General features: G+C 65.4%; 20 protein-coding genes. 7 read left to right on the top strand and 13 right to left on the bottom strand.

Going from position 1 to position 20,268, the window contains the following annotated elements; all coding sequences use genetic code 11:
- Positions 1-55: 55 nt before the first annotated feature.
- Together ACE04A_RS15615 and ACE04A_RS15610 are read left to right on the top strand one after the other, a co-directional pair.
- On the top strand, positions 56-961 hold the full coding sequence (locus tag ACE04A_RS15615; RefSeq protein ID WP_279996994.1) for an aldose epimerase family protein: 906 nt from the start codon (positions 56-58) through the stop codon (positions 959-961).
- 121 nt (positions 962-1,082) lie between these two features.
- Positions 1,083-1,433 (top strand): hypothetical protein, encoded by a 351-nt coding sequence (locus tag ACE04A_RS15610; RefSeq protein WP_279996995.1) that lies wholly within the window; start codon positions 1,083-1,085, stop codon positions 1,431-1,433.
- A 71-nt stretch (positions 1,434-1,504) separates the two neighbouring features.
- Here the strand turns inward: ACE04A_RS15610 and ACE04A_RS15605 are convergent, their stop codons facing one another.
- The 7 genes from ACE04A_RS15605 to ACE04A_RS15575 are packed head-to-tail and all read right to left on the bottom strand — an operon-like array spanning position 1,505 to position 9,569.
- Positions 1,505-2,284 (bottom strand): carboxymuconolactone decarboxylase family protein, encoded by a 780-nt coding sequence (locus ACE04A_RS15605; RefSeq protein ID WP_448718091.1) that lies wholly within the window; start codon positions 2,282-2,284, stop codon positions 1,505-1,507.
- The gene (locus ACE04A_RS15600) at positions 2,272-3,672 is read right to left on the bottom strand and encodes an SDR family NAD(P)-dependent oxidoreductase (RefSeq protein ID WP_485820281.1); all 1,401 of its coding nucleotides are present in this window, start codon (positions 3,670-3,672) and stop codon (positions 2,272-2,274) included. Before ACE04A_RS15600 ends, ACE04A_RS15605 begins: the two co-directional genes overlap by 13 nt.
- On the bottom strand, positions 3,672-4,430 hold the full coding sequence (locus ACE04A_RS15595) for an SDR family NAD(P)-dependent oxidoreductase (protein WP_485820280.1): 759 nt from the start codon (positions 4,428-4,430) through the stop codon (positions 3,672-3,674). Before ACE04A_RS15595 ends, ACE04A_RS15600 begins: the two co-directional genes overlap by 1 nt.
- A 9-nt stretch (positions 4,431-4,439) precedes the next feature.
- A complete protein-coding gene (locus ACE04A_RS15590) occupies positions 4,440-5,384 on the bottom strand; it encodes an acyl-CoA dehydrogenase family protein (protein WP_448718094.1) in 945 nt (314 codons plus the stop codon).
- Positions 5,381-6,586, bottom strand: a complete 1,206-nt coding sequence (locus ACE04A_RS15585; protein ID WP_448718096.1) for an acyl-CoA dehydrogenase family protein — start codon at positions 6,584-6,586, stop codon at positions 5,381-5,383. The genes ACE04A_RS15590 and ACE04A_RS15585 overlap by 4 nt, the downstream gene beginning before the upstream one ends.
- Positions 6,583-8,796 carry an acetate--CoA ligase family protein gene (locus ACE04A_RS15580; protein WP_448718098.1) on the bottom strand — a complete coding sequence of 738 codons (2,214 nt, stop codon included), beginning with the start codon at positions 8,794-8,796 and terminating at the stop codon, positions 6,583-6,585. The genes ACE04A_RS15585 and ACE04A_RS15580 overlap by 4 nt, the downstream gene beginning before the upstream one ends.
- Before the next feature lie 2 nt (positions 8,797-8,798).
- Positions 8,799-9,569 (bottom strand): enoyl-CoA hydratase/isomerase family protein, encoded by a 771-nt coding sequence (locus tag ACE04A_RS15575; protein WP_259245914.1) that lies wholly within the window; start codon positions 9,567-9,569, stop codon positions 8,799-8,801.
- A gap of 277 nt (positions 9,570-9,846) precedes the next feature.
- On the opposite strand from ACE04A_RS15575, the gene ACE04A_RS15570 reads away from it, so the two are divergent.
- A complete protein-coding gene (locus ACE04A_RS15570; RefSeq protein WP_448718099.1) occupies positions 9,847-10,725 on the top strand; it encodes an SMP-30/gluconolactonase/LRE family protein in 879 nt (292 codons plus the stop codon).
- 13 nt (positions 10,726-10,738) lie between these two features.
- Here ACE04A_RS15570 and ACE04A_RS15565 read toward each other — a convergent pair whose 3' ends face one another.
- On the bottom strand, positions 10,739-11,686 hold the full coding sequence (locus ACE04A_RS15565) for a LysR family transcriptional regulator (protein WP_448718170.1): 948 nt from the start codon (positions 11,684-11,686) through the stop codon (positions 10,739-10,741).
- A 108-nt stretch (positions 11,687-11,794) separates the two neighbouring features.
- Here ACE04A_RS15565 and ACE04A_RS15560 point away from each other — a divergent pair, with 108 nt between their 5' ends.
- Together ACE04A_RS15560 and ACE04A_RS15555 are read left to right on the top strand one after the other, a co-directional pair.
- A complete protein-coding gene (locus ACE04A_RS15560) occupies positions 11,795-12,859 on the top strand; it encodes an LLM class flavin-dependent oxidoreductase (protein ID WP_447990445.1) in 1,065 nt (354 codons plus the stop codon).
- 11 nt (positions 12,860-12,870) lie between these two features.
- A complete protein-coding gene (locus tag ACE04A_RS15555; protein ID WP_268081961.1) occupies positions 12,871-13,668 on the top strand; it encodes a flavin reductase family protein in 798 nt (265 codons plus the stop codon).
- 148 nt (positions 13,669-13,816) lie between these two features.
- On the opposite strand, the gene ACE04A_RS15550 is transcribed toward ACE04A_RS15555, so the two are convergent.
- The 3 genes from ACE04A_RS15550 to ACE04A_RS15540 form a co-directional block, all read right to left on the bottom strand.
- Complete coding sequence (locus tag ACE04A_RS15550) at positions 13,817-14,779, bottom strand: tripartite tricarboxylate transporter substrate binding protein (RefSeq protein ID WP_259245919.1); 963 nt, start codon at positions 14,777-14,779, stop codon at positions 13,817-13,819.
- Positions 14,780-14,968: 189 nt separating this feature from the next.
- The gene (locus tag ACE04A_RS15545) at positions 14,969-15,982 is read right to left on the bottom strand and encodes a zinc-binding alcohol dehydrogenase family protein (protein ID WP_279997009.1); all 1,014 of its coding nucleotides are present in this window, start codon (positions 15,980-15,982) and stop codon (positions 14,969-14,971) included.
- A 26-nt stretch (positions 15,983-16,008) separates the two neighbouring features.
- Entirely contained in the window at positions 16,009-16,803 is a 795-nt protein-coding gene (locus ACE04A_RS15540; RefSeq protein ID WP_438859795.1) for an SDR family NAD(P)-dependent oxidoreductase, read from the bottom strand.
- Positions 16,804-16,979: 176 nt separating this feature from the next.
- Between ACE04A_RS15540 and ACE04A_RS15535 the strand changes: the two genes are divergently transcribed.
- On the top strand, positions 16,980-17,882 hold the full coding sequence (locus ACE04A_RS15535; RefSeq protein WP_485820279.1) for a LysR family transcriptional regulator: 903 nt from the start codon (positions 16,980-16,982) through the stop codon (positions 17,880-17,882).
- Between the two features lie 46 nt (positions 17,883-17,928).
- On the opposite strand, the gene ACE04A_RS15530 is transcribed toward ACE04A_RS15535, so the two are convergent.
- A complete protein-coding gene (locus ACE04A_RS15530) occupies positions 17,929-18,450 on the bottom strand; it encodes a DUF6496 domain-containing protein (RefSeq protein WP_259245923.1) in 522 nt (173 codons plus the stop codon).
- A gap of 187 nt (positions 18,451-18,637) precedes the next feature.
- On the opposite strand from ACE04A_RS15530, the gene ACE04A_RS15525 reads away from it, so the two are divergent.
- Entirely contained in the window at positions 18,638-18,853 is a 216-nt protein-coding gene (locus ACE04A_RS15525) for a dodecin (protein WP_050449258.1), read from the top strand.
- 643 nt (positions 18,854-19,496) lie between these two features.
- Here ACE04A_RS15525 and ACE04A_RS15520 read toward each other — a convergent pair.
- Entirely contained in the window at positions 19,497-20,153 is a 657-nt protein-coding gene (locus ACE04A_RS15520; RefSeq protein ID WP_279997013.1) for a DUF6708 domain-containing protein, read from the bottom strand.
- Positions 20,154-20,268: the final 115 nt, after the last annotated feature.

Raw genomic sequence — 20,268 nt, 5'->3', positions numbered from 1 at the left:
ACCGCCGGCGGCACAATCGTACGACGCGGCCCTGTGACGGCCGTGGGAGCAGCAGATGTCGGATTTTCCTTTTCCCGACCCCGTCAACGCCCTTGAGCGTGTGACGATTTCCAGCGGGGCGCACCAGGCTGAATTCGCGCCCGGGGGCGGGGGGCGGCTGACCCGCCTGTCCACGGGCTCGCATGACTGGATCGTGCCGCTGACCGCCACCGAGTGGCCGGCTGGCAAGTGGCCGCGCGCGGGGTCCTACCCGTTAGCGCCGTATTCCAACCGCATTCGCGACGGCGTGTTCACGTTCAATGGCGCGCGCCACGTGCTGGAATCGGTGCCGGGCCGGCCGCAAGCCATTCATGGGGCGGGCCTGTTCCAGCCCTGGCAGGTGCGCAATCACACGCCGGACGGCATCGACCTGGTGCTGAACCAGCCGGCGGGTGTGCTGGGCTGGCCCTGGCCGTTCGAGTGCGTGCAGCGCTATCGGCTGGACGCGCGCGGTTTGAGCCTGTCGCTTAGCCTGATCAACCAGGGCGACTCGCCCATGCCCTGCGGCCTGGGGATCCATCCGTATTTCACCGCCGAGCGCGTGGCGCTGAACGCGCGGCGCCTGTGGCCCGCCGACGCGGACGGATTGCCCACGGGCAGCCGGGTCAAGCATGTGCGCGACGTGCGCCGGTCGGCCGAGGGTTGCGATACCTATCTGTCGCAATGGGCAGGGCGCGCCACGCTGCACTGGGCCGACGGCCACGAACTGGCGCTGCACGCGGACCCGGCGTTTGCGCATCTTGTCGTCTATACCGCGCCCGGGTCGGCGTTTCTGTGTGTGGAGCCGGTCACCAATGTGGCGGATGCCTTCAACCTGGCGGCGTCGGGCGAGTCGCGCACCGGGATGCAGGTGCTGGAACCGGGCGCCCGCTTTGCGGCAACGGCCTTGATGGCGCTGACGCCGCCCCGGGGGCAACGCTGAAGGCCGAGCCCGCAGAGCCAACCCGCAGGCCGCACGTCGGGCGCGGGCCCTCGAACGCGGTGCTTTGAAAGCGCCGGTTCCTCCGGCGATAATCCCCGCACCCCAATCCAGGAGTCCCTACGTGAAAAAGCTCAGCACCGAACAATTGCAGGCCGCGGCCGAAACGTTGCGCCGGGTGCAGGCGAAGCTGGCCCGTTCGGGCAGCCTGCCGCTTGAGCCCACGCTGTACGCCAGCGCAAAAGGCTTTCGCCGCAACGTGCCGGACTATCTGTGGACCTGGCTGTCGGGCCTGCTGGCGCCACACAAGAGCCTGGCGTCGTGGATGGACACGCATCAGCCGGGCTGGCGCGACGGCAAGACGCCGGCCGCCGTGGTCTATGCGCGTACCGAAAAAGGCTGGTTCGATTGGCTGATCGCTGAACTGGAAGCCGAGATCAACGATCCGCATGCCCGCGCCAAGCGGGCAGGGTAGGCCTGATGCAGGTCTGGCAGGCGATGCTTGCGAAAGCCGCTTGAGCGGCAGGGCCTAGACCCAAGATCCGGTCAAGCCGCCGCGCCTGCCTTGCCTTGGGCGTCTGCCTTGCCCTCTGCACCGATGGCGTCTGCAAGCACCTTTGTGTACACCGTGGCGCCCAATGACGCGCCATGCACGGCAAGGTGCGCGCCTAGCTGAATCACTTGCAGGATCTCTGCTCGCGTCACGCCTTGCGTCAACGCGTGCGTGATGAGCGCGCGCGAACCCGTCTGATCGCCCTGCGTGAACGAGGCGTGCAGGGCAATGCGCACCAGCAGCCGTTCGGTTTGACTCAAGCCACCGGCCGGCGCACCGCCCTCGACAAAATCCAGCAGCACCCCGACATAGCCCGGATCTTGTGCCGCCAGCCGCAGCAGGCTTGCCGCCTGTTCCGGCCATAGCGCGTGGATGCGCTGGCAAAGGGGATCGTCCGGCGGCACGGGCACGGCGGGCGCGGCGTCATGCAGGACGTCGGCGGCTTGCAGTACGGCGTTGACGCCTTGCAAGGTAAGCAGATGCAGTACGTCGAACACATCCGCTTCACTGGCGCCGGCCGCGAGCGCCATGCGCAAATGGGTCTCCAGCCCGGCCGCGTACAGATGGGTGGCGGACGCGTCCAGCGCGACATAGACCAATTCGACCATGCGCGGCGTCAGCGGGCCCGTCTGCGCCGGATAGCCCGCGTAGTCGGCGTAGTACGACAGAAACGCGGGGTTGGCGCGCAGCATGGCCTCGGTCCATGGGCGCCAGTAGCCGCGCGCGGCAATGAAGCGGGATTTGATGGCATCCAGGTCGGTTAGCGTGTGCATAGCGTTTGGCCGGTCAGGTATTGAGCTTGGGCACCCGCTACGAAGCGAAGCAGCGGCCATAGCGCGGGGTCGGGGTGTGGCGAGGCGACTTCGATGGCATTGATCCGGCGCGCGCGGGGCCCCCATTCACAGGCCAGGGTGGCGATCAGCATGCGCGCGGCGGCGTCGTCGCCGGCGTGTTCCCAATCAGCCTGTTCGATGCGCGGCAAAAGCAGCGTCAGGCTACTTGGTTTGCCGTCCATGCCGCCCATTCCATGGCGGCGTGCCACGGCCAGGACCGCGGCCAGGCGGCCACCGGGCGGGCTAGCCAGGACGGTCGTGTCGATGACGGCGGGGTAGCCGTCGCGCGCTTGTTCGTGCTCTTGTCCGTGCTCTTGTTCGTGCTCGTATCCGTGCTTGTGCTCGCGTTCGCGTTCGTGCGCTTGCGTGTCGCCCCTTACGGGCCAGTCGCCGTGCACGGTCAGTGCCAAGGGCGTATCGCATGGCACGGGGGCGATGGCGTTGGGCGCATAGGCTTGGCTGCCGCCGAAGACGGACGATCCGCCGTCCACGGACAGGCGGCTGCCGCTTAACGGTGCGGCGTCCGGGCTGGCTAGAAACGCCAGCGCGCAAGCCAGTTCTTCGGGCCTGGCCAGGCGGCCCAGCGGAATCTTCGCCACCGCGCGCACCGGGTCCAGGCGGCCGCTGGCGATCAGCCCGTCGACCAATTCCGTTTGTACGAACCCGGGGCACAAGATGCTGACGCGCAGCTCGGGCCGCGCGCGCGCCAGGGCTTGTGTTTGCGCGATCAAGCCGGCCTTGCTGGGACTGTACGCGCCGCGCATCGGGATGGCGTGCAATCCCGCACCCGAGGCCACGTTGACGATGCGGGCATGCGGTGTCAGTCGTCCCTGTAGCGCACGCAGCAGTCGCGGCGGCGCGTGCAGGTTCAGGTCCAGCAAACGCTGCCAATCAAGATCGGCTTGTTCGACCACGGGCAGATTGCTGGCGTCCGTCATCCCCGCGTTGTTGATGATGGCGTCCAGCGGCGGCATGTCGTCGGCCAGCGCGTTGATCTGGTTGGGGTCGGTCAGGTCCGCGACGCGGGCAATATGTTCGGTGGCTGGTGTGGCAGGCAGCGGCCCAGAGACGACGGCGGCTCGGACGCCCGAACCTTTGGCACCCAGGACTCCGCCGCCCATGACCACGGCACCCAGGGCATCGGCGGCCTCTAGCTCGTTGTTCGTCGCCAGCGCGCCCGACCCGCCTGCGCGCAGCTCCGCAAGCAACCCCTCCAGCGCTTCCGCATTACGGTCCACCAGCACGCAGCGGTGGCCTAGACGGGCCAGCCGCCAGGCGGTGGCGCGGCCGATGCCGCTGGCTGCGCCCGTCAACAGCACCGTTTCCATCAGAGCGTGGTGAACGTGATGCCGCCGTCCACCACCAGCGCCTGCGCGGTGATGAAGCGCGCTTCGTCGCTGGCCAGGAACGCAATGCCGCTGGCCACGTCTTCCACCGTGCCTAGCCGCCCCATCGGCGTGCTGGCGATGCGGCGTGCGTCGCGTTCGGCGTTGCGGTTGCGCTGCGTGCCTTCCGTCGGCACGGCCGAGGGGCAGACGGCGTTGACGCGAATGCCGCGCCCACCCAGTTCGGCCGCGGCCGCGCGCGTAATGCCCAGCACGCCGGCCTTGATGCCCGAATACACCATCGACGCTGGCGCGGATTTCAGAGCGGCGGTGGACGCCACGTTGACGATCGCGCCGCCGCGTTCCGGGTCCATCGCCTCGGCGGCTGCCTGGATGCCCCAGATCACCGCCTTGAAACCGATGTCCAACATGCGGTCCATCGTGTCGGCCTGGATCTCGGCGGCGCTTTGATAGCGCACCCAGGCCGCGTTGTTGACCAGGATGTCAAAGCGCGAACCGTGTTCGGCGGCCTGGCGCACGGCCTGCGCGATGCCTTCGCGCGACGATACGTTCTGCACCACCGCAAACGCCTTGCCGCCGGCGGCGTTGATGTCGGCGACAGCCGCGTCCACCAGTTCCTGTTTTAAATCGTTGACGCCGACGATAGCGCCGCGCGCGGCCCGCGCGCGGGCCGTGGCGCGGCCGATGCCGGCGCCTGCGCCGGTGATGAGCGCGACGCGCCCAGCCAGATCTTGTTGCATGGTTTCTTCCTACACCGATTCAATGAATGCGCGGCCCGCCGCGCGCGACAAGCCGCTGAACGCCGCATCCAGCTTGCGCACCGCGCGCAGCGCGGGGTGCAAGGGCAGCTCCCAGGTAAAGCCCATGCCGCCGTGCAGGTGGATGGCCTTCTCGATGACGAAAGCGGCGTTGGCGATGGCGCCGGCCAGCGCGGGCCGGGTGTCGCGCGGCGCGCCGAATTCGTCGGTATGCATCGCGCGGCGAATGGCGGCGCGGGACACGTCCTGGACCAAGCGCATGCGCGCCAGCAGATGCCGCACGGCCTGCTTGGCCGACAGCGGACGGCCAAACTGCACGCGGGTGGCCAGGTAGCTGGCGGCGGCTTGCAGCGCCCCTTCGGCCGCGCCGTTGGCGAATTCGGCCAGCAACAACCGGGCCGAGCCTTGCAACGCGCGCCAAGCCTGCGCATCAAGCCGCGCCAGCACCGGCGCGCCTGCCAGCGCCAACCACATTTGCGGATGATCCGGGTCCAGCGTTGCCTGCGGCTCGTGCTTGGCATCGCTGACATCGACCAACACCGCGCCGTCGCCATCGGCCACCAGCACCCAATCCGCCGGGCCATGGTCCAAGCGGGCGCTGCCTTCCTGCATGCTGCCTTGCCAAGCTATGCCGGCCAGCCGTTCGCCCGCCACCAGCGCCGCGGCGTGCGGCGTGCCGGCCAGCGCCCGTGCAAGCAAGATCTGCTCGGCCAGCGGCAAGGGCAGTTGCAGCCGGCCCGCCGCGTGGGCGATGGGCAGGGCAAACGCCAAGTCCAGGCCCAGCCCGCCGTCAGCCTCGTCCGCCATCACGCCGCACAGGCCCGCCTGTGCCAGCACGGCGGCCATCGCATGCGGATCCTGGCGCGACAGCGCATCGGCAATGGCCGCGTCGGCGGCTTGCGCGAACTCTTCGGGATGCAGTTCTTCGCTACTCATGTCAAATCCTTGGGTAGGTTCATGACGCGCTGCGCGATCACATCCAGCTGCACTTCCGTGGTGCCCGCGTAGATCGTCTCGGCGCGCGCGAACAGATACGCGTTGGTAAAGGCCTGATGGGCGCGCCGCGCCAAGGGGCTGGAATGCGGCCCCACCTGCGACAGCAGCGAGAGCGCCAGGCCCGCAAACGCCTGATGGCATTCGGACCAATACAGCTTGGTCAAGGACCCGCGCGCGCCGATGGATTCACCGCGAAGCATGCGTTCAACCGTCAGTTCGACCAGCCCCTTCAAGCCGTCGATTTCAGCGACCAGATCACCGACGCGACGTTGCACGTAGCCATCGTCCAGCGTCGCGGCAAGCCGGGTGTCGGACTTGCAGGCGGCGATCAGCTGGCGCAGTTCGCATTCGAAGCGCCAGGGGCGGTACATGCGGTTGGTGGCGCGTTCGATCGACAGCACGCGGATGGCCGCGTTCCAGCCTTCGTCCGGTGCGCCCAGGCGCGCGCTGTCGGGCACGATCACGTCGTCGAAGAAGACTTCGGCGAATGACTCTTTGCCGTCGATGGACTTGATCGGCACCACGCGGATGCCCGGCGTATCCATCGGCACCGCGAACATCAGCAGCCCCCGGTGCTTGTCCGCCACGGTGCCGGTGCGCGTCAGCAGCAGGCAGTAGTGCGCCTTGGCCGCGCCGCTGGTCCAGATCTTCTGGCCGTTGATACGCCAGTGTTCGCCTTCCTGTACGGCTTTCGTGCGCAGCCGCGCCAGGTCCGAGCCCGCGTCCGGTTCGGAAAAGCCCTGGCACCAGAACTGCCGCATCGTCAGGATTTCCGGCAGGAAGGCCTGCTTCTGGGCCTCGTCGCCGACGGCCATGATGATGGGGCCGGCCAGCTCCTTGCCGATGGAGCTGACGCTTTCCGGCATCGGCAGCGCGCCGATTTCCTTGTTCACCGCCAGATGCTCGCGCAGGGTCAGCCCATGGCCGCCATAGGCCTTGGGCCAGGTCATGCCCGCCAGGCCGGCCTGATGCATCGCCGCTTCCCAGGCGCTGCTTTCGGCCAGCGTGGCGGCGCGCCAGTCCAGGCTGTCGGCGCGCATGAAATCCGGCAGATTGGCGCGCAGCCAGTGGCGCGCGTGTTGCCGGTAGACCTCGACGCCCGAGGCGGGGTCGGGAACGATCACCTGTTGTTCAAAATTCATGCTTGTCCTTGCTGTGCGGGCGCGGGTTCGGGTGCTGATGCCGGCATGGCGCGCGGAATCATCAGCGCGTCCAGCACCACCACGCCCTGGCCCTGCGGCCTTACCAGAATGGGGTTCATGTCGATGTCGGCGATGTCGTCGCGGTGCCGGAACGCGAATTCCGACAGGCGGGCCACGCTGCGTGCGGCGGCGGCCACGTCGGCCTTGGCCTGCCCGCGCGCGCCGTCCAGAATCGGGAACATCTTCAGCGACCGGATCATCGCCATCGCCTCGTCTTCGGTGACGGGCGCGGCCTGCACCGCCACGTCGTTCAACACTTCGGCAAAGATGCCGCCCATGCCCACCATGACGATCGGCCCGAAGACCGGGTCTTGCGACACGCCCGCGATCATCTCCGTGCCGCCGCGCAGCATCGGCGCCACCAGCACGCCGTCGATGCGGGCGGCGGGCGCATGGCGCGCCACGTTGGCAAGAATGCGCGCATGGGCCTCGCGCACGGCCTCGGCGTCTTCCACATTCAGCGCCACGCCGCCCGCCTCGGTCTTGTGCGCCACGTCTTCCGACGCGATCTTCAGCACGACGGGATAGCCGATGGTGTCGGCGGCGCGAACCGCCGCGTCGGCGTCGGTGGCGATCACTTCGCGCGGCACGTCGATGCCCGCGTTGCCAAGCGCCTGCTTGGCGTGGAACTCATTTTTGAAGACGATGGGGTCGATGGGGGCAGGGGCGGGGGGCGCAATGTCAGCCCCACCCATCGCACGCAGTTGCCCCAGCCGTGCCAGCCCCGCCAAGCCCGTGGCCGCGGCATCAATGCTGGAGAACACGGGGATGCCCAGCGTGTTGATCTGTTCGATGGCGTCCGCCGGCCCCTGGCTGATGATCATCAGCAGGCGCTCCGGATGGCTGGCGCGCACCTGCGCCAGCGCTTCCAGATAGATGCCGCGCAGCCGCGTGTTGTACAGCGACAGCGACATGAACAACACCAGCGAACTGTCTGAAGGGTCTTCCAGCAGCGCGGTCAGCATCTTTCCCAGGATGTCCGGCCGGCTCGACATCTGCGCCGACGCGTCGACCGGGTTGCCGGTGCTGGCGGTGGGCACCGCTTCGTGGATGCGCTGTTGCGTCAGCGGCGCCAGCGCGGGCAGGGTCATCCCGGCCTCGCTCATGGCGTCTGCCATCATGATGCCGAACCCGCCCGAGGCCGCCACCAGCGTCACCGCGTCGTTGCGGGGCAGCCGGTTCGGCATCAGCATCGACGCCGCGTGCCCGATGTCGATCAGCGCTTCCACCGAGCGCACGCGCAGCACGCCGTGGCGGCGGAAGACGGCGTCGATGACGGCGTCGGATCCGGTCAGCGCGCCGGTGTGCGACGCGGCCGCCTGCTGGCCCTTTTCGGTGGAGCCGATCTTCAACACGATGACCGGTTTACCGCGCGCGCGCGCCAGGCGCAGCGCGCTGATCAGTTTGGTGGCGTCGCGGCAGGTCTCCATGCAGCACAGAATGATGTGCGTGTCCGGGTCGTCGGCCAGCGCGGCGATGCCGTCGGCCACGTCCACGTCCGCCTCGTTGCCGGTCGCGATGAAGCGGCTGACGCCCATGCCGCGCCGGGCCACGCTTTGCATGGTGTGGCTGCCCACATTGCCCGACTGCGACACGATGCCCGCGTGCCCGACGGGTGGCATGTGTTCTTCCAGCGCGATCGAGAACGAGCCGATCAGGCGATCGGCCACATTGACCGCGCCCAGGCAGTTCGGCCCCAGCACGCGCATGCCGTGTTCACGCGCAATGGCGACCAGCTCGGCTTGCAGCGCGGTGCCGGCAGCGCCTGCTTCGGTAAAGCCCGCCGACAGCACGATGGCGGCCTTGGTGCCGCGCGCCGCGCAGTCGCGCAAGGCGGCGGGCGTGGCGGCGGCGGGCACGGCCAGGATGGCCAGCTCGGGAGCAGAGGGCGTGTCGCGCACCGAGGCGTAGGCGGGCAAGCCCTGGATGACGCCGCCCTTGGGGTTGATGGGATACACGGCGCCGGCATAGCCGTGCTTGATCAGCATGTGCACGGGCCGGCCGCCGATCTTGGTGACGTCATCCGACGCGCCCACGACGGCGATGCTGCTTGCGGTGAAAAACGGCGCCAGCCCGGCGCCCGCGCGCTGGGGGCTATGTCGTTGGGGGCTATGTTGCTGCGGGCTGTACGCTTGTGCGGTCTGCGCCATGCTCAGCGCCCCTTGAATTGCGGCTGGCGCTTTTCCAGGAAGGCCATGCGCGCCTCGCGCGCGTCTTCCGTCTTGGCCAGCGTCATCGTGAAGTCCTGCTCGAAGCGGTAGGCATCGCGCTGCGGCATGAGGTCAACCATATTGGCCGCGCGCTTGGCGTACAGCACGGCCAGCGGCGCCTTGGACGCGATTTCATGCGCCAGGGCCAACGCGGTCGGCAGCAACTGGTCGGGCGGTAGTACGTCTTCCAGCACGTTGCGGCGCAAGAGGTCGTGCGCACTTAGACGCTGGCCGGTGAAGAACATGCGGCGCAAGGTTGATCGGCCCACCAGCGTGCGCAACATGGACGCGCCGCCGGCCAGGCCCACGTTGATCTCGGGCATGCCGAAGGTGGCGTTGTCGGACGCGTACATGATGTCGCACGCGGCCATCAGCCCCATGCCCGCGCCCAGCGCCGCGCCATTGACGGCGGCAATCACGGGCTTGGCGCATTCCTTGATGGCGTTGCCGGTTTCGCGGGTGATGCGGTTGTGTTCCAGGAAGTCGCCGGCGATGTCGGCGTTGGGGCGGTCTTTCAAATCTGCGCCGGCGCAGAACACCTTGCCATGGCCCGTCAGGACCGCGCAGCGTATGTCGTCGCGTTCGGAAATTTCGTCGAAGATAGCGACCATGCGGCGGCGCATGGCGCGGTTCAGGGCATTGACGGGCGGGCTGTTCAGCGTGACCAGCGCAACGCCTTCGTTGACTTCCAGGGTGACGGTGGCCTCGCTCATGCGGGCACCTTGTTGGTCGGGGAAAAGGCAAGGGCGCGCAGGGCGCCGGTGGCATGCTGCATGACGTGTCTCCTAGAGTCCGATGGACCGGTCTTGCCCTGTTTTCAGCGCGGGGCGGCCGGGTTTTTTTGGATTATATGGACGGGTATTGCGCAGGATTCAGGCCAAAAATGTTGGTTGTGTTCTGCATGAAAACGGCATATTCCCGGCCCGTTCAAGCCGATACCATGGCTTGGGAAATCGTCCGCCGGACGAGCAGAACAGGGGCGGTCGGCTGATGCAGATCGAACGTATCGGCACGGTTCGCGCCGCGCTGGGCGAGTGCCCGGTGTGGGACGCAGCCGGCAATGTGTTGTGGATGCTGGACTGCCGTAGCGGGCAGTTGCTGAGGATCAATCCGGATAGCGGCGCCACGCGTGAATGGCTGTTGCCGGCCCCGGTGGGCTCGTTCGCGCTTAACGGCGACGATGAAATCATCGTGGCGCTGAAAGACACCTTTGCGCTGGTTCGCTTGTCGGACGGCACGCTGCGCACCTTGGCAAGCATCGACGACAGCCATCCCCATCTGCGCCTGAACGACGGCGCGCCGCTACCGGATGGCAGCTTCGTGGCCGGCACCATGCATATCCACCGGGAAGCGGGCGAAGCGCCGCTGGGCGGCTTGTATCGCGTGGACACGGACGGCCGGGTCAGCCGCATCGCGCAAGGGCTGGGCGTGGTGAACGGCCCGGTCATGCATCCGGACGGGCAGCATTTTCATGTGTGCGATAGCGCGCAGCGCAAGGGGTTTCGCTATCGCGTGGATGAGGCTGGCCGCTTGTCGTCCCCGGAAGTTTTCATCGATACCGATCCCTTGGGTTCCGCCCCGGACGGCTGTTGCTTTGATCGCGATGGCGGCTTGTGGACCGCGCTGGTGCATGCGTCGGCCATTGCGCGGTTCGATGCCGACGGCAAGCTGGATCGCCGTATCGACTTGCCGGTGGCGCACCCGGCATCGCTCTGTTTCGGGGGCCCGGATCTATCGGATATCTTCGTCACGACCATCAGCGATAGTGGCCGCCTGACCGCCACGGGCCCGCTGGATGGGGCTTTGCTGCGCATACGGGGGGCGGGCGCCGTGGGCGCGCCACGCGGGCGTTGCCGCATCCGGCCCTGATCACTGCCCCTGATCAGGGGCTTTCGGCGGCGGCGGTCTTGTTATATGCCGTGAACCGCAGCGCCGATCCCGACACGTGCGAGGCCACGAAATCCAGGAACAGCCGGATCTTCACTGGGATCATCGCGGTGTCCAGGATGGTGGCGTACATGCCTTCTTCGAAGGTCGTGTTGGTGACGTGGTAATCGGGGAACAGACGCACCAGCGTGCCGCGCGAAATATCGTTGTGCACGGTGTAGTCATCCAAGAGCGCAATGCCTTCGCCAAGCAGCGCCAGTTCCAGCAGCGCAACGCCGTTGTTGCTGACGTGGCGCGGCTTGATCAGCACTTCTTCGATGGTTTCGTCCTGCTTGAAGCGCCAGCAGGTTTGATCGCCCGGCAGCAGGTAGGCCAGACAATCGTGCTGCGCGATATCCGTGGGCAGCGCGGGCGCGGGGCGCTTGGCCAGATACGCGGGCGAGGCCACCAGGAAACGTTCGCTCTTGAACAGGATGCGCCGCTTCAGGCCCGCTTCCACGGGCGGCGAAATACGGAAATCGATATCGAAGTTGTTGCGGCGCAGGTCTGCCTTGGCTTCGGTCAGCACCAGTTCAATATGGATGTCGGGGTACTGCTGGCGAAAGGCGGCAACCAGCGGCGGCAGCACGCCCAGGCCGAACATCATGCGCGAATGCACCCGCAATATGCCCTTGGGCGCGGCGCGGATTTCGGTGATGTTGCGATGCGCCTCGTTGATGTTCCACAAGATGGATTCAAGCTGTTGCGCGTATTCCTGGCCGGCTTCGGTCAGCACGACCTGGCGGGTGGAACGCAGCAGCAGCTTCACGTTCAACTCGTTTTCGAACTCGGTGATCATGCGGGATACCGACGTTGCCGACACCCCGAATTGCCGAGCGGTTTCAGAGAAACTCTCGGTCTTGGAGATCGATAGAAAGAGCTCCATCGCGCGCAGCCTGTCCATCATTCCTCCACTTTACGCAGCACAGAACGCCGCATTTCCTGTATTCATCCGATGACTGCCGGCCTCTAGAATTTCCTCAGAACGTCAAGCATTCAATGAGGAGACATTATGGAATTCGGCGTGTTCATTCTGGCGCAGCAGCGAGGTTACCACCAGTCCTCAAAGCAAGTCATCAACAACTCCATCGAACAAACCGTGGTGGCGGAGCAGGCTGGTTTCGACGCCGCCTGGTACGCCGAACACCACTTCAACAACTACTCCTTGTCGCCGTCGCCGCTGATGACGGTGGCGCACGCGGCAGCCAAAACGCACCGCATCCGCCTGGGCACGGCGGTGTGCATCTTGCCGCTTTATCACCCCGCGCGCTTCCTGGCCGAAGTGGGTTTCGTGGACACCGTGTCCAATGGCCGGCTGGACCTGGGCGTGGGCTCGGGCTATCAGGAATTCGAGTTCGAACGCTTTGGTGTGCAGATCGCGGATTCGGGTGCGATCTTCAATGAATTTCTTGACGTCATCCCCAAGGGCCTCACGCAGAAGATCTTTGAACACGATGGCGAGTTCTTGAAGATTCCGCCCAGCTCGATCGCGGTGCGCTGCCTGCAAGACCCGATGCCGCCGCTGTGGATCACGTCGGGCAATCCGGTGACGCTGGGCCGTGGCGTGCGCGAAAACCATAACCTGTTCGTCACCGCGCTGCTCAAGGGCAACGACGCTATTTCCGAGCTGCGCGGCCGCCTGGAAAAAGTGGCCGAAGACAATGGCCGCGATCTGGACCGCGATGTGAAGTTCGGCTTTCTGCGCTGTGGCTACGCGTCGGACAACAAGGCCGAGATCGATGCCTACCTGGACTGCGCGCGCTTTCAACGCCGCATTTCCGAAAGCCTGAAGTTCCGTCGCGCGCAAAGCGACGACGGCTACATGGTCAAGGAAGTGCCGTCGGAAAACGACCCGACGTTCGAGCAGTTGCGCAAGAACCTGCCGGTGGGCTCGGTGAACGAGGTGATCGACAAGATGCTGGAAGAGATCAGCATCCTGCGGCCCAAGCACATCGCCTTGCAGACGCAGTTGGGCGACTTCGATCAGAAGACGATGCTCAAGCAGATCGAGCTGTGGGGCGACAAGATCATTCCGGCCATCCGCAAGGAAGTTGGCAGTACGACGGCCATTGCCTGAAGGAGCGCAAGATGCAGATCTATCTGAGCAATGCGGGGGCGATCACGCTGCGCCATCCGTCGGACTTCCGGCGGCTGGACGTGTTGGCCGATCCGCAGCCGCGCGAACGGCTGGAACACGCCATCGCGCGGGTCGGGCGGCGCGAGGACGAGCGCCATGTGCGCCTGTCTCCATCCGTGCTGCGCTTCTTGTCGCAGCACGCGGGCGATCCGAAGTGGGAAGCGGATTTTTCCGCCATGGTGGACTACGCGGCTACTCACGGCTGGGTCGATGAGCGCGGTGATATCCGTGCGCACATGGTGGTCAGCGAGCATGACCAGGTGGTGTCAGTGGATGACTTCAAGGCGGCGATGCGCTCGTTGCCGGCGGGTATCAGCGCGGTGACCACAGGGGACGGCGAGCAGGTGGCCGGCATGATCGTGTCGAGCCTGACATCGATTTCGGCCGACCCGCCGATGGTTGGCTTCTTTGTCCAGCAGACGTCTTCCGCGCGCGAACCCTTGCTGCGTCACGGCCGCTTCGTGGCCAATGTGCTGGGCGAGGGGCACGAGGCCGTCATGCAGGCGTTTCTGGGGCAGCCGCAGGGCATGGCCCGGTTCGCGCAAGGCGGCTGGGTGATGAACGGGCAGGGCACGCCGGTATTGCCGGATGCGCTGGCCAGCATCGAATGCGATATCGTTTGCACCGAAGCGCTGGGCACGCATGACCTGATCGTCGGCAAGATCCGCAAGACGACGTGCCGCGAGGCGCAGCCCGTGATCAATTTCAAGTCAGCCACGCATCGGATCGCGCCGGTTCGGCTTCAGTAGAGCGGGCGGGCTTACGCCTTAAGCAGGCCGATACGGTGCCCACGACAATGCCCGCCATAGTTGGCGGGCATCTTCTATTGCCGCTGAATGCCCGCGATGATGGCGGGCATTTTTTGCTGCCGATGAATGCGCGAAGCCTAGCTTGCGATCAATCCAGCACGATGTGATTGTCCTGGATCACGCGGCCCCAGTATTGGCGGTCGGCTTCCAATTGCGCGTCCAGCGCTTGCGGGCCGCCCGCCTTTTCGGTCTGCCCGTTCGCGACCAGCATGTGGCGAAAGCTCTCGGACTGCACCGTCTTGATGGCCGCTGCGGAATAGGCCTGGATCAGGTCCGAGGGCGTGCCCTTGGGAGCATGCAGCGCGGTCCAGTAACTGGCCTTCAACTGCGGATAGCCCAGTTCAGCCACCGACGGAACATCGGGCAGGGCAGGGTCGCGCTGGTCGGTCGTCAGCGCCAGGATCTTCACCGCGCCCGCCTTTTGGTGATCAGCCAGCGCGATGGGCGTCATGTACGACAAATCATTGCGGCCGGTGATCAGGTCGATCAGGCTCGTCGGCGTGCTCTTGTACGGCACGGCGATCAAGGGGATACCCAGCGTCTTGGCCAGGATCAGCCCATACAGGTCCGTAACGCTGCCCGGCCCCAGCGAGCCGTAGGTCAGCGCGCGGTTTTCCTTCTTGGCGTAGGCGACCAGGTCCGCAATGGAATTGACGCCGATCGTAGCGGGCACCGTGATGGTCAAGGGGCCGTCGAACATCATGGCAACCGACTCGAAGCTGTCGAACCGGTATTGCAGCTTGGGGCGCAGCAGGATGTTCAGCGACAAAGGCCCCGAGCCGCCCATCAGCAGCATGTTGCCGTCGGCGGGCGCGCGCGCGACCTGCGTCGCGCCGATGATGCCGTTGGCGCCGGGCTTGTTTTCAACCACAAATGGCACGCCCAGTTGCGCGCTCATGCCTTCGGCCAGCACGCGGGCGAAGTTGTCATTGGGGCCGCCGGCGGCATAGGGCACGATCAGGGTCACGGGCTTGGGCGCGGCGCGCAGCGGCCGGGCAAGCATCATGAGGGTGCCGGCCGCGATGAAGCCGCGGCGCGTGAGCTTGAACATTGTCTCTCTCCTTGTACCCACCGCCTGCATGTCCGTGCCTTCTGCGGGCCGGCTCAGCGTATTGTCAGCTTGGCGACGGGGGCGGCGGGCGCTTGGGCGCCCGCCTTGGGTTGTCACAGAAGTCGATGATAATTTTTATCGGACTTCCGGATTACCCCACTATTGCGCAGAACAGTTCTGCAAAGGCCGTCAGAAACCCTCCAGGACGACCTTGCCCTGCGCCTTGCCGCTTTCGATGAAGGCATGCGCGCGGCGCAGGTTATCGGCGTTGATCTTGCCGTAGTGCTCGCCCAGCGTGGTGCGCAGCGTGCCGTTGTCGATCAGGCGCGCGGCCTGGTTCAGCAATTCGTGCTGGGCGATCATGTCGAGGGTCTGGTGCAGGGGCCGCGCAAACATGAATTCCCAATGCAGCGACGCTGACTTGCCCTTGAGCAGGCGTACGTCGATGGCGGCGGGGTCGTCGATCAGCGCGATCTTGCCCTGCGGCGCGATGGCCTCGGCCAGTTGCGCAAAGTGCTTGTCGGTGTGCGTCAGGCCGGCGATGTAGCTGACCTGCGGCACGCCGATGCGCTTGAGCTCTTCGGTCAGCGGCTTGCTGTGGTCGATGACGTGGTGGGCGCCCAACTCGCGCACCCAGGCTTGCGTTTCGGGGCGCGAGGCGGTGCCGATCACCGTCAGGCCGGTCAGTTGGCGCGCCAGTTGCACCAGAATGGATCCCACGCCGCCCGCCGCGCCCACGACCAGCAGGGTGCCCTGGCTGGGGGCGGCGTTGTCCAGCACGCGCAGGCGGTCAAACAACAGTTCCCAAGCGGTGATGGTCGTCAGCGGCAGCGCCGCGGCCTGGGCAAAGTCCAGGCTCTTGGGCATATGGCCGACGATGCGCTCGTCCACGACATGCCGTTCGCTGTTGGCGCCGGGCCGGTTCAGCGCGCCGGCATACCAGACGCGGTCGCCGGGTTGGAACAGGCTGGTCTTGGCGCCCACGGCGCGCACGATGCCGGCCGCGTCCCAACCGATGATCTCCGGCTTGCCGTCCTTGGGCGCGCGGTTGGCGCGGATCTTTACGTCCACCGGGTTCACCGAGATGGCGTGTACGTCGACCAGCAGGTCGTGGTCACCCGGCACGGGTTCGTCGATGGTGATGTCTTGCAGCGCGTCGGCATGGTCAGCCGGCAGGTTCTTGAAATAGGCGATGGCTTTCATGAATAGGCTCGTTGTATTGGGGGGAATCAAAGAATGGAGCGGACCACGCCGCCGTCCACGCGCAGCGCGGCGCCGTTGGTGGCGCTGGCCTGCGTGGAGCAGGTGTAGACAACCATGTTGGCCACTTCGTCCACGGTGGCCAGGCGGCGCAGCAGCGACGTGGGGCGGTGCTGGGCGATGAAGTTGCGCTCCATCTCGTCTTGCGACACGCCTTGTTCCTTGGCCATTTCGGCGAAGAAGTCGGCCACGCCTTCCGAGCGCGTCGGCCCCGGCAGCACGGCGTTGACGGTGACGCCCGTGCCGGCGGTCAGCTCGGCCAAGCCGCGTGACACGGCCAGCATGGCCGTCTTGCTGACGCCGTAGTGGATCATTTCGGCGGGAATCTGCACTCCGGATTCGCTGGAAATGAAAACAATGCGGCCCCAGTTGGCGGCCAGCATGCGCGGCAGGTAGTAGCGCGACAGCCGGATGCCGCTCATGACGTTGATGTCCAGCATGTCCTGCCAGTCGTCGTCGGTGATTTCCGTGAACGACTTCGGGGCGAAGAAGCCCGCGTTGTTGACCAGGATGTCCACGTCGGGATGGGCGGCGCATATTGATGCCGCGCCGTCCGCCGTGGCCAGGTCCGCCTGCACGGTGCTGACGCTGGCGGCCGGGAATTTCTGCGTGATGGCCTCGGCGGCGTGGGCAAGCTTGTCCGCGCTGCGGCCGTGCAGCACCACTTGGGCGCCGGCTTCGGCCAAGCCCATGGCGATGGCCAGGCCGATGCCGCCGGACGAGCCGGTCACCAGTGCCTTTTTGCCTTTCAGTTCGATGTTCATGTGTGGGCTCCAGAAGGTTTGGGAACGTAGGTTGAGTACGGATATCGCGTGCGGATATCCAGTAGGTGTATCGAGTACGTGTACTGAGAACGCCACCATCATTACCCAGTCCGCACCGATGAAAAACCGGCTAGCATCGCACTCAGTTTCAATATTTTTTTGAAAATAGGCCAAGCATGGTGCGGTTTGAAGACTTACGGATCTTTGTTGCGTCGGCCGATCACGGCAGCTTCTCGGGTGCCGCGCGCGAACTCGACGTGTCGCCGGCGGTAGCCAGCGCGGCGCTCAAGCGCCTGGAACAGACCTTGGACGCGCGCCTGTTCGTACGCTCCACGCGCAGCCTGCGGCTGACCACGGACGGCGAGCGCTATCTGGAATACGCCCGTTCGGCCATCGCCACGCTTGAGGCCGGCAAGAACGCCATGGCGCGCGACAAGACCGCCATATCCGGCACGCTGTCGGTCTCCATCCCCTCAGACCTGGGGCGTCACGTGCTGCTGCCCTGGCTGGATGATTTTCAGACCCAGTATCCCCGCGTGAACTTCCAGGTGCGCATCAGCGACCGGCTGGCCGATCTGTATCGCCAGCCCGTGGACATCGCCATCCGCTACGGCACGCCGAATGACTCCGGCCTGGTGGCGCTGCCGCTGGCCGAAAAGAACCGCCGCGTCGTGTGCGCGTCGCCGGCATACCTGGCGCGTCACGGCGTGCCCCAGACCCCAGCCGATTTGCGTCGGCACAACTGCCTGTCGTTCGTGCTGGGCGAGACGCTGCACGACCGTTGGGCATTCGAGCACGAGGGCACGGCGATGACCGTGCCGGTCAAGGGCGACCGCGTCGGCGACGACGGCGACCTGGTGCGTCGTTGGGCGCTGGCCGGGCACGGCGTGGCGTACAAGTCACGCTACGACGTGCTGGCCGATCTGCGCACCGGACGCCTGGTGGCGCTCTTGCCCGACTACGTTACCGAGCCGTCGCCGCTGTACCTGTTGTGCGTACATCGCATGCTGCTGTCGCCTGCCGTGAAGCGCATGCGGGAGTTTTTGCAAGAACGCTTTCGGCAGTTTGACGCGGCTTAGCCTGGGTGCAGGCCTAGCGCAGGCCTAGTGCAGGCCTAGCGCGGGCCTAGTGCGCGGCATGGTGGTGCGATCCCGCCGCGGCCTTGTTCTTCGCCCGGGTGCGCGCCGCCTTCTTCGCAGCGGCAGAACGCCCGGCCGCTCCCTTGGTGGCCGCCGCCTTTTTCGCCGCCGCCGATCGGTCAGCAGCGGTGCGCCGGCTGGCCGTCTTGCTGGCGTGGTGCGACAACGCCGAGCGTGAGGCGGGCTTGGTGCTTTCCTTCTTCAAGGCCTTGGTGGTTGCGCGCGAGCGCGTCGAGGACTTGGCGTGTCCGTCATGCGCGGCTTCCAAGTCCTTCTTGGCGTGGCGCTTCGTCGACGGACTGGCGTTCTTCGAAGGCGAGGCCTTCACGCCCGCGCGGCGCGCCTTGGACAGCCCGATCGCAATGGCTTGCTTGGTGGAACGCACGCCATGCTTGCCTTCGCGCACGTGTTCGATTTCCTCGCGCACGAATTCTCCGGCCTGCGTGGACGCGGACTTGCCTTCGCGCTTGTCTTGCTTGGCACGCTCCAGGGTTTTTCGTTCAGGCATGGTGATCTCCTTGCTGGGTTGCGGGAGCGGGCTCCGTCGCCAGTCGAGACCACGCGACGGAACTCGTAACACCACGATAGCGCCGCGGCGGTATCCTGTGTGTTCGAATGGATTGCCGGTCGTAAGCGCCGGAACATCGCGTCCAGACCGGACAGTTCACGACTCACCCCCTTAGCGGAGACGAGCTATGTCGAATCATGTCTACAAGCAAATCGAACTGGTGGGCTCTTCCACCACCTCAACCGATGACGCCATCGCCAAAGCGATCGAGCGTGCATCCGAAACGCTGCGCAACCTGGATTGGTTTGAAGTCACCGAAGTGCGTGGCCACATCAAGGACGGCAAGGTGGCCCACTGGCAGGTCGGTTTGAAGATCGGCATGCGCCTGGAAGGCGACGAGTAATCCCTCGGCTGGTCTTTCTTTGAGCAGCACTTCCAAGTGCTTGTCGGATAAGAAGTTTTTGGGCTTGTTATCCGACTGTTCATAGGCTTGTCCACATTCCATGGGGACAAGCCTGTTCCTTTATCCCCAGCTTGCGCGGCATCGGCCGGGGCCGGCGGCCCGTCACCGCAGCCTACCCGCTATTGGGCGTTTATTGCCCGCCGCCTCCAAGTGCTTGGCCCACAAGGGTTTTTAGCGACTACCCGCACACTGTCCTCAGGCTTATCCACATTTGGCGGGGACAACTTGGCGCCCTGGGATCCACCGCTGGGCCATTATTGACCACCCCCTGCAGGTGCTTGATATCAATGGCGTTTTCGTACCTGCCCTCAAACTGTCCTCATGCTTTTCCACAGAATGCTGGGACAAATGAACAAGCGCTGCGCCGCATCGGCAACTGCTGGTCGGACATACAGCTTTTTCGGGGATAAGTCCGCCGAATCTCATCCAAAAGGATGATTGCGCATTGTTTGATCAGTGCGCGCAAGTGCTTGGCGGCACAGGGGATTTTGACTGTGCCCCAAGACTGTCCTCAGCCTTCTCCACAGATGGCGGGGATAAGTTTCGACTGGACCCTGGAAGTCGGCGTTTTTCGCTGCCCCGATCAAGTCGGGCCGCTGCGTGACTCCACATCCATCGCAGCCGGCCATTCGACTTTTGGCGCCAGACGAAGCGCCAGGTTGTGCGGCGGAACGTCGTTGGGATCGTTGAGTTTTTCGATGGGCGGCAGCGCGTCGGGGCCGTGCTGCATGTAGGTGCGGACGTAATCCCAGGAACTGCCTTCGTCTTGGCATACGCTTAATGGAAAGCGGTCGATGACCTGGTTTGTGCCAGGTTTGACGACGGCGATGGAAACTCCCCACGTAAAGATCAAACCGCCTTGCCCGGTAGCGCCACGTTGCCGCCAGAATTCGGCGCGCAGGTCATCCCAGTTGTAGGCGCGGGTTGTGACGTACCAGCGGGCGAAGGGGTTCCACCATATGTAGTGGAAGCTGTAGACGTAGACCTTGCGACGCAAGCGATTGAAGCGGATGGGTTCGTCACGGGGAATGGCGGTATCGACCCGAATCATAAAAATGGTCCACCAAAGCATTCCGACCGTAATCGGTATAGCTTTTATAAAGTGGGAAAACCCTGTCCTGCCTATGATGATTTTCGGCACTGCGAATACGAGCCACGCAATGCCGACCAATGACAAGATGAGCATCAGCCCGCGCATTTTTTGTCCTCTGCGGCTGATTTCCAAGTAGATGTCGTTCATCGAATTGATGGGGGGCGAGGGATGCGGGCCGTCTGGCCGAGGCGCGGATTCTCCGGGCAAGGTGAGGTCGCAGACCCAACCTGGATGTGGGGCAGCCAACGTAGGTCCGTCGCGA

The organism is Achromobacter colocynthidis (genome assembly GCF_057334535.1).
This window is presented reverse-complemented; position numbering and strand designations above follow the sequence as displayed.